This is a genomic window from Mitsuaria sp. TWR114 (genome assembly GCF_007997345.1).
The window spans coordinates 1-7831 of the sequence record NZ_VOSR01000517.1; the positions used below are offsets into that span (position 1 = coordinate 1).

Here is a 7831-nt window from a genome sequence, read left to right on the forward strand (position 1 = left end):
GCGAAGTCCGACTTCCACGGCGCCATCGGCGCCAGCGGGTCGCGCAGCGCGTTGTTGACGAACATCGGCAGGTCGTAGACCTGGCGGCCGGCCGCGGCGATCTCGCCGATGTAGCGCGCGATCGCCCAGCTGTGGAAATACTGCTCGGCGTAGTCGCCATAGACGGCGGACCAGGTACCCCTGGCCTTGTCAGCCTTGGCGGCCTTGCCGTGGAGCGCGGGGTCCGGCTTCTGCAGCCGCAGCACCTCGGCCGGCACCTCGGCGGCGAAGGCGCGATTCGCGACGGCGCTGTGGTCGCGCGCCAGGCCGTAGGTGCCGACCTCGTTCTGCACCTGCACCATGATCACGGTGCGCTGCGCTTCGTCCACCTGCTTCAGGTGGGTCATCAGCGCGACGAAGGCGCGCTTGTCCGCCGCCAGCGTTTCGGCGCCGAAGGGCGACAGGCAGTAGCTCGGCTTGCCCTGCGCATCGAGCATGCGCGGGAAGCGGGTGTTGTTCAGCTTGACCCAGGCCGGCGCGTACTGCGGGCTGGTGTTCTTCCAGGTCGCGAACCACAGCAGCGCGACGACCGCCGTCACCGCCAACGCCAGCACCGCTTGGGCCCAGACCCAGCGCGAAGGCCATCGCAGCGCGCCGCGTTGCTGGGCCCGCGTGCCTCGCGGTCCGTTCGATCCAGCCCTCATCTCGCGTGTCATCGTCCCTCGCTTCATGGCGCGCCCGTGGGCGGCTTCATTGCCCCGCCCTCATCATCGCCGCGCCGCATCCTAGGCGAAGGCCCCCGGCTTCCCAACACCGTGTGCGCGGGGCGCGCCGGCCCGACGACGCGATGCGGCCTTGTCCGACAGACCGCCCCCCGCCCCGCCCTTAAGGTGGATCAACGACCCTTCGGTCGAGCGATGGAGTTCGCCATGCGTTCCCTCCCGTCCCTCTTCCATGCCGGGCGTCCGAGGCACGGTCGCCACGGCCCCGGCCATCACGGCGTGATGTTCTGGCTGTCCCATGCGGCGCTGCTGCTGGGGCTGCTGCTGCTCGCGACGGAGGTCTCGGCGCAGCAAGGCGCGGGCCTGCGTGCCCAGTACGGGCAGCTCGCGCCGCAGTTGGCGCGCAGTCCCTTCCAGCGGCCGATCGTCCTGAGCTCGGTGAACGACACCGAACGGCCGACCGGCGAGATGCATGCCGTCGTCCAGCACAACTTCGCGACGCTGGCCGGCGCGCTGCGCGACGCCGGGGCGTGGTGCGATGTGCTCACGCTGCCGGCCAACGTCAAGCGCTGCGCGGTCGAGGACGACGCCGCACCCGGCGCGACGCTGCACATGGCGATCGGTCGCAAGTTCGACCAGCCGATCGAGGATGCCTATGCGCTCGACTTCCGCTTCCAGGTGCTGGCGGCGCAGCCGCAGTACCTGCTCGTCGAGATGAGCGCGAACAAGGGACCGATGGGGACCAGCCACTACCGGCTCACGCTGGAGGCGGTGCCGCTGGACGCCAGGCGCAGCTTCGTGCGGCTGCGGTATGCCTACATGAACAACTTCGCCGCCCGGGTGGCGACGAACGCCTATCTGGCGACCTCGGGCCGCGACAAGGTCGGCTTCACCGTGGTCGGCCGCGAGGACGATGGTCAGCCGCGCTATGTCGGCGGCATCCAGGGCATCGCGGAACGCAACACGATGCGCTATTTCCTCGCGATCGAGTCCTACCTCGACACGCTGTCCACGCCCGCCGACCAGCGGCTGGACCGGCGCCTGCGCGATTGGTTCGCGGCGACCGAGCGTTATGCGCGCCAACTGCATGAGCAGTCGCTCGAGGAGTACGTGGCGATGAAGCACAAGGAGGCGCGCCGGCAGGTCGCGATGGCGCCGGGCGAGTGAGGGTGGTTGGCACGCCGACGAACGGGACGGCAAAAGAAGCGGGCGCACTGCGTCGGCCGTTGGCCCTCACCCTATGCTCTCCCGCAAGCGGGAGAGGGAATCCTTCGACCAACGCCGCTCTTGCGCACGCCAGCCCTCTACCGCCAGCGGGAGAGGCGTTCAGTCAACGCCGCTTTTGCGCGCACCCTCGCTCTCCCGTCAGCGGGAGAGGGAATCAGCCAACACCGCTCTTGCGTCAGCGCGTCGAGCGGCCCATCTCTCTGGCGGCGAACTGCGCACCCACCAGCACCGAGGCCATCAGCCACAGCGGCGCCGCCGCGACGCTGATCGCGGCCAGCGCGCCGAAGCCCAGCGGCATCGCCACCGTCGCGCCGTTGGACGCCAGCATTCGCAGCCCCAGCGCCTGGCCGTGTCGGTCCGGCGGCGTGACCTGGTGCATCGTGGCCAGCACCATCGGCTGCACCGCGCCAAGCGCCAGCCCCAGCACCGCCGAGCCCGCCATCAGCCCCAGCGTGCCGGGCAGCCAGGCATAGACGATCAGCGTCACGGTGGCGATGGCCATCGCCGCGCGCAGCGCCTTGACCTCGTCGATGTGATGGGCCCAGCGCACGATGGCCAGACGGACCAGCGTCGCCGCGGCGGCGAAGCTGCCCAGCACCAGGCCGATGCTCGAGGCCGACAAGCCCTTCGCGTGGCCGACGACCGGGACGACGAAGCTGTGGGCATCCCAGCACGAGGACATCGCGACGTTCACGATCAGCAGGTTGCGCAGGCCGGGGTCCTTCAGCAGGTCCCAGGCGGGTCGCGGCTTGGCGCCGGTCGCCAGCGGCGCCGGGGCCTGCCGCGGCACGCGCAGCGCCACCGCCCAGGCCGCCAGCGGCAGCAGGGTCGACAGCACCAGCGCGGCGCTGAAGCCCGCCAGGTCGATGACGATGCCGGTGATCACCGGCGCCAGCGCGTTGGACAGCGCCGGCCCCAGCGCCACCCAACTGAACACGCGCTTGAGCTGCGAGGCATCGCGGGCCATCAGGCCAGCCTCGCGCTGGATCGCGACCGCGGAGACGGCGACCGCGCCGCCACAGAGCAGGCAGCCCAGCGCCAGCAGCCACAACCAGCCCAGCAGCTGCGCGGCCAGCGCCAGCACCGCGCCGGCGAAGGCCATCGCCACGCCGATGCCGACCGGCCGATGGAAGCCGTGGCGGTCGGCCAGCCGGCCGGCCCACATCGACAGCCCCAGCGGTGCGACCGCGAACAGGCTCAGCAGCACGCCGACGAAACCACCGCCGTAGCCCTGGTGCAGCACCCACAGCGTCGCCGCGACCCGCGTCGTGGCCATGCACGCATGCACCGCCACCAGCGAGGCGATCACCGCCGCGAAGCCGACGCTCAGGCCGGTGTACCCCGCCACCGGAGTCAGCGTTGGCATTGGCGGAGTCTGCAAATCCACCGAAGGACTCGGGGCGTCGATCGCGTCTGCGTTCGTGCAGACAGACGCGGGCCCGCGAGGAGCACTGGCCGTTGGCCCGGCGTCTGCGACGCGGTCGACCGTCGTGCCGACAGGCGCGGGCCCGGGCGCACGCGGGGGCGTCGAGCCGGGCCGGTCGCTCATCCGGCGGCGCCTTCCTCGTCGGGCGCGTCCGTGGCGCCGAGCTGCAGCACGCGGGACATCTGGTCCTCGGGCAGCGCCTCGACCGTCTTGAGCCGGCGGGTCATCGCGCGAGTGCGGACCTCGGCGGCATCGATCGTGTTGCTCGCTTCCTCGAGCTTCTTCTTCGTCTTGGCCAGCACGTCGCCGAACTTGCCGAACTCCGTCTTCACCGCCGACAGCACCTCCCACACCTCAGCCGAGCGCTTCTCCAGCGCCAGCGTGCGGAAGCCCATCTGCAGGCTGGACAGCGTCGCCAGCAGCGTCGTCGGGCCGACCAGCATCACCTTGTGCTCGCGCTGCAGCGCCTCGCTCAGGCCGGGGCGACGCAGCGCCTCGGCATACAGGCCCTCGGTGGGCAGGAACAGCAGGGCGAAGTCGGTCGTGTGCGGCGGGCCCAGGTACTTCTCGCGGATGGTCTTGGCTTCCAGCCGCAGCCGCGTCTCGATCGCCCGGCCGGCCAGTTCCGCCGCCGGCGCGTCGGCGCGCTCCTGAGCCTCCAGCAGGCGCTCGTAATCCTCGCGCGGGAACTTGGCGTCGATCGGCAGCCAGATCGGCTTGCCGTCGTCGCGCTGACCGGGGAGCTTCAGCGCGAATTCGACGCGCCCGCCGCTGCCCGGCACCGTCTCGACGTTGGCCGCGTACTGCTCCGGCGTGAACACCTGTTCCAGCAGCGCCGCGAGCTGCACCTCGCCGAAGATCCCGCGCGTCTTGACGTTGGTCAGCACCCGGTTCAGCGAACCCACATCGCGCGCCAGCGTCTGCATCTCGCCCAGGCCCCGGTAGACCTGCTCCAGCCGCTCGGCGACCTGCTTGAAGCTTTCGCCCAGGCGCTGCTCCAGCGTCGCGTGCAGCTTCTCGTCCACGGTCGCCCGCATCTGCTCGAGCTTCTTCTCGTTGTCCTGCTGGATCGACTGCAGCCGGGCCTCCACCGTGCGACGGGTTTCCGCCAGGCCGGCCTCGTTGCGCTGGGCCAGCGCCTGCAGCTGCTCCGTCAGCACCGTGGTCGTGCGCGCGGCGGCGGCGTCCTGCGCCTCGCGCGCGGTCGCGGCCTGCTGCGCCAGCGACTGCTGCAGCTGCGCCAGCTGCACGCGGAAGGCGTCGATCTGCTCGTTCTGCGAGCGCGCCGTATCGCCGCCCTGCGTCAACAGCGCCTGCTGGAACTGGGTCAGCGTCGTCAGCGTCTCCTGGCGCAGGCCGGCGTTCCCGCGGCCGACTTCCTCGCGCAGGCCGGTGTTCACGCGGCCCAGCTCATCGCGCAGCGCCCGCTCCAGGCGCTCCAGCCTTTCCCCGGACTGCTGCACCAGCGGGCCCATGGCCGCCGCCGGATCCGCGCCGGACTGTCGTCGCAGCGTCAGCCAGACGGCGATGAGGAGGATCACGATCAACCCGGAGAGGGCGAAATGCAGCAGGTCAACGAAAGTCATCGAGCGATTCTCTCAGCGCCAGCCGCCCCTCCCGCAAGCCACCCCCGCCAACGACGCAGTCCACCACACCCAAACCGTGGCAGGACGCCGATGGTGGGGGACGGCATGGCTTGGGGTTCAGGCGCTTGCCGCCTGCGGCCCCATGCCATGGCGGCCAGCGCGCCGTCCATCGCAGGCAGGCGCCCTCACCCCCGCAGCACTTCCGGATTCAACGCCGTCGGCGGCACCCCACCCGTCAGCGCGGCGATCAGGTTGTCGACGGCGAGGTTGCTCATCGCCCGCCGCGTCGCGATGGTGGCGCTGGCGATGTGGGGTGTGAGCACCACGTTCTCGCACGCGAGCAGGTCGGGATGCACGGTCGGCTCCCCTTCGAACACGTCCAGGCCAGCCGCGGCGATGGTGCCCGCCTTGAGCTCCGCCGCCAGTGCCGCGTCATCAACGACCCCACCGCGCGCGATGTTGGTGAGCGTCGCCGTCTTCTTCATCAAGCGGAGCTCGCGCTCGCCGATCAGGTGGTGCGACGACGCGCTGTAGGGCACCACGATGATCAGGTGATCCGCGCGTCGCAGCAGCTCGTCCTTCTCGACCCACTGCGCGCCCAGCGGTGCTTCCTGGTCGGCCGGCAGGCGCGAGCGGTTGTGATACAGCACCGGCATGCCGAAGCCCAGGTGCCCGCGCCGCGCGATCGCCGCGCCGATGCGTCCCATGCCGAGCACGCCCAGCGTCGCGCCATGCACGTCGGCGCCGGCGAACATGGTCACCGACCATTGTTTCCACTCGCCGCGGCGCAGGAAGTGTTCGCTCTCGGTGATGCGGCGCGCCGTCGCCATCATCAGCGCGAAGCCGAAGTCCGCCGTGGTTTCGGTCAGCACGTCCGGCGCGTTCGTCACGACGACGCCGCGCGCGGTGCAGGCGGCCACGTCGATGTTGTTGTAGCCCACGGCCATCGTGCAGACGGCCTTCAGTTGGGGGCAGGCGTCGAGCAGCTTCGCGTCGATGCGGTCGCCGCCGGCGATGTATGCGCCGGCCTTGCCCTGCAGGCGGCGGATCAGTTCGTCCTGGGACCAGCCCGTGTCGCTGTCGTTGGCCTCGACCTCGAAGTGAGGGCGCAGCCGGTCGACGATGTCGTCGAAGGTCTTGCGGGCCACCAGGACGCTGGGCTTGCTCATGGGCGCATCTCCGTGCAGGAAAGCGCCAACTGTAGGCCGAGGGTCCCGGGAGGCTGCACGCGGATCGCCCACCTCGGCGTCCGCGTGTCCCTCACTCGAGGAAGCGGGTGAACGCCGCCACCGGATCGCGCTCGGTGACCAGCGTGTTCTCGATCGCCGCCGGGTCCGCGTAGCCCAGCGACATCCCGCAGACCACCTGCTGGTGGGGCGCCAGGCCCAGTTCCTCGGCGATCACGCGGTGGAACTGGGTGAAGGCCGCCTGCGGGCAGGTGTGCAGGCCGCGGCCGCGCGCCGCCACCATGATGTTCTGCAGGAACATGCCGTAATCCAGCCAGCTGCCCTGCTGCATCACCCGGTCGATGGTGAACATCAGGCCCACCGGCGCGTCGAAGAAGCGATAGTTGCGGCCGTGCTGCTCATGCATGCGCAGCTTGTCGCCCTTGGTGATGCCCAGCAGTCCGTACAGGTCCCAGCCGACCTTGCGGCGGCGATCGATGTAGGGCGAGACCCACTCGCGCGGGTAGTAGGCGTACTCCTCGCTGTGGGTGGCCAGTTCCTCCGGGTCGTCGTAGACCGACTGGATGCGCGCCACCAGCCGGTCCTTCGCGCCACCGGTCAGCACATGGACCTGCCAGGGCTGGGTGTTGGTGCCCGAGGGCGCCCGCGCCGCCACGGCCAGCAGTTCCTCGATCAGCGCGCGCGGCACCGGCGTGGGCAGGAAGGCGCGCATCGAATGGCGGGTCACGATGGCGGCGTCCACCGCCGCGGATTGCTCGGGCGTGGGCGGCGTGAACGGATTGGGCAGCGGGTCGGGCAGGGTCATGGCATCTCCAGCGCTCGCAGCGCTTGCTGGTAGGTGTCGGGCAGCGCGTCCACCGGGCGGCGCGTCTCCCGGTCGACATAGACGTGGACGAAGTGCCCGCGCGCGGCGCACAGCGGCTCGCCCTCGGCGAACAGGCCGATCTCGTAGCGGACGCTGGAACGGCCGCGCTTCGTCACCCGCAGGCCGGCTTCCACGAGTTGCGGGAAGGCCAGCGAGGCGAAGAAGTTGCAGTGCGTCTCGATGACCAGGCCGATGACGGTGCCATGGTGCAGGTCCAGCGCGCCCTGCTCGATCAGATAGCGGTTCACCGCCGTATCGAACAGGCTGTAGTAGACGACGTTGTTCAGATGGCCGTAGACGTCGTTGTCCATCCAGCGCGTGGGCACCGGCTGGAAACGGGCGAAGGCCTGGCGCGGCTCGGGGGCCGGGCGTGGCTCGGGCGTGGAGGCGTCGGAGCGGTTGGCGGACATGGCGGACATGGCGGACATGGCGGACATGGCGGACATGGCGGCGATTCTTCCACCGCCGCGCGGGGTCAGGTGTCGCGCGGGCTACTGTCGCGCCAGCGCGCCCAGGCCTGCGCGCCGCGCCCAGCGTGCGCATCTGCACCTCGACGGTCACCGCCAGGTCCTCGCCGTAGCCGCCGGCCATGCTCAGCGCCACCGGGATGCGGCGCTCGACCAGCGCGTCCAGCACCATCCGGTCGCGGCGCAGCAGCCCGTCGGCGCTGAGCTTGAGCCGGCCGAGCCGGTCGCCCTCGTGCGGATCGGCGCCGGCCAGGTAGAAGGCCAGCCCCGGCGGGCGATCGGCCAGGCGCCGCCAGACCTCGGCCAGCGCGGTTTCCAGCGCGTCCAGGTAGACCGCGTCCCCGCAGGCGTCGGGCAGGCCGACATCCAGGT

The 7831-nt window shown here is 70.9% G+C and carries 6 protein-coding genes and 2 pseudogenes; 1 reads left to right on the top strand and 7 read right to left on the bottom strand.

What is annotated here, in order from left to right; translation table 11 throughout:
- Nucleotides 1-695, bottom strand: a pseudogene (locus FUT87_RS18100) (hypothetical protein); the annotation flags it as partial.
- Nucleotides 696-908: 213 nt separating this feature from the next.
- Between FUT87_RS18100 and FUT87_RS18105 the strand changes: the two are divergent.
- Nucleotides 909-1868 carry a hypothetical protein gene (locus tag FUT87_RS18105; protein ID WP_147241927.1) on the top strand — a complete coding sequence of 320 codons (960 nt, stop codon included), beginning with the start codon at nt 909-911 and terminating at the stop codon, nt 1866-1868.
- A 235-nt stretch (nt 1869-2103) separates the two neighbouring features.
- On the opposite strand, the gene FUT87_RS18110 is transcribed toward FUT87_RS18105, so the two are convergent.
- The 6 genes and pseudogenes from FUT87_RS18110 to FUT87_RS31765 form a co-directional block, all read right to left on the bottom strand.
- Entirely contained in the window at nt 2104-3294 is a 1191-nt protein-coding gene (locus FUT87_RS18110; RefSeq protein ID WP_186830609.1) for an MFS transporter, read from the bottom strand.
- Nucleotides 3295-3473: 179 nt separating this feature from the next.
- Entirely contained in the window at nt 3474-4940 is a 1467-nt protein-coding gene (locus FUT87_RS18115) for a DNA recombination protein RmuC (RefSeq protein WP_147241929.1), read from the bottom strand.
- Between the two features lie 185 nt (nt 4941-5125).
- On the bottom strand, nt 5126-6109 hold the full coding sequence (locus FUT87_RS18120; protein WP_091722233.1) for a D-glycerate dehydrogenase: 984 nt from the start codon (nt 6107-6109) through the stop codon (nt 5126-5128).
- A gap of 91 nt (nt 6110-6200) precedes the next feature.
- The gene (locus FUT87_RS18125) at nt 6201-6932 is read right to left on the bottom strand and encodes a nitroreductase (RefSeq protein WP_091722229.1); all 732 of its coding nucleotides are present in this window, start codon (nt 6930-6932) and stop codon (nt 6201-6203) included.
- Entirely contained in the window at nt 6929-7411 is a 483-nt protein-coding gene (locus FUT87_RS18130) for a thioesterase family protein (protein ID WP_147241930.1), read from the bottom strand. Before FUT87_RS18130 ends, FUT87_RS18125 begins: the two co-directional genes overlap by 4 nt.
- A gap of 208 nt (nt 7412-7619) precedes the next feature.
- Nucleotides 7620-7829 (bottom strand): annotated as a pseudogene (locus FUT87_RS31765) (histone deacetylase); the annotation flags it as partial.
- Nucleotides 7830-7831: the final 2 nt, after the last annotated feature.

Bases quoted from the DNA above. Each gene is read 5' to 3' on its own strand.
- FUT87_RS18130 (WP_147241930.1), bottom strand. From the start codon at position 7,411: ATGTCCGCCATGTCCGCCAACCGCTCCGACGCCTCCACGCCCGAGCCA.
- FUT87_RS18105 (WP_147241927.1), top strand. From the start codon at position 909: ATGCGTTCCCTCCCGTCCCTCTTCCATGCCGGGCGTCCGAGGCACGGT.
- FUT87_RS18115 (WP_147241929.1), bottom strand. From the start codon at position 4,940: ATGACTTTCGTTGACCTGCTGCATTTCGCCCTCTCCGGGTTGATCGTG.
- FUT87_RS18110 (WP_186830609.1), bottom strand. From the start codon at position 3,294: ATGCCAACGCTGACTCCGGTGGCGGGGTACACCGGCCTGAGCGTCGGC.
- FUT87_RS18125 (WP_091722229.1), bottom strand. From the start codon at position 6,932: ATGACCCTGCCCGACCCGCTGCCCAATCCGTTCACGCCGCCCACGCCC.
- FUT87_RS18120 (WP_091722233.1), bottom strand. From the start codon at position 6,109: ATGAGCAAGCCCAGCGTCCTGGTGGCCCGCAAGACCTTCGACGACATC.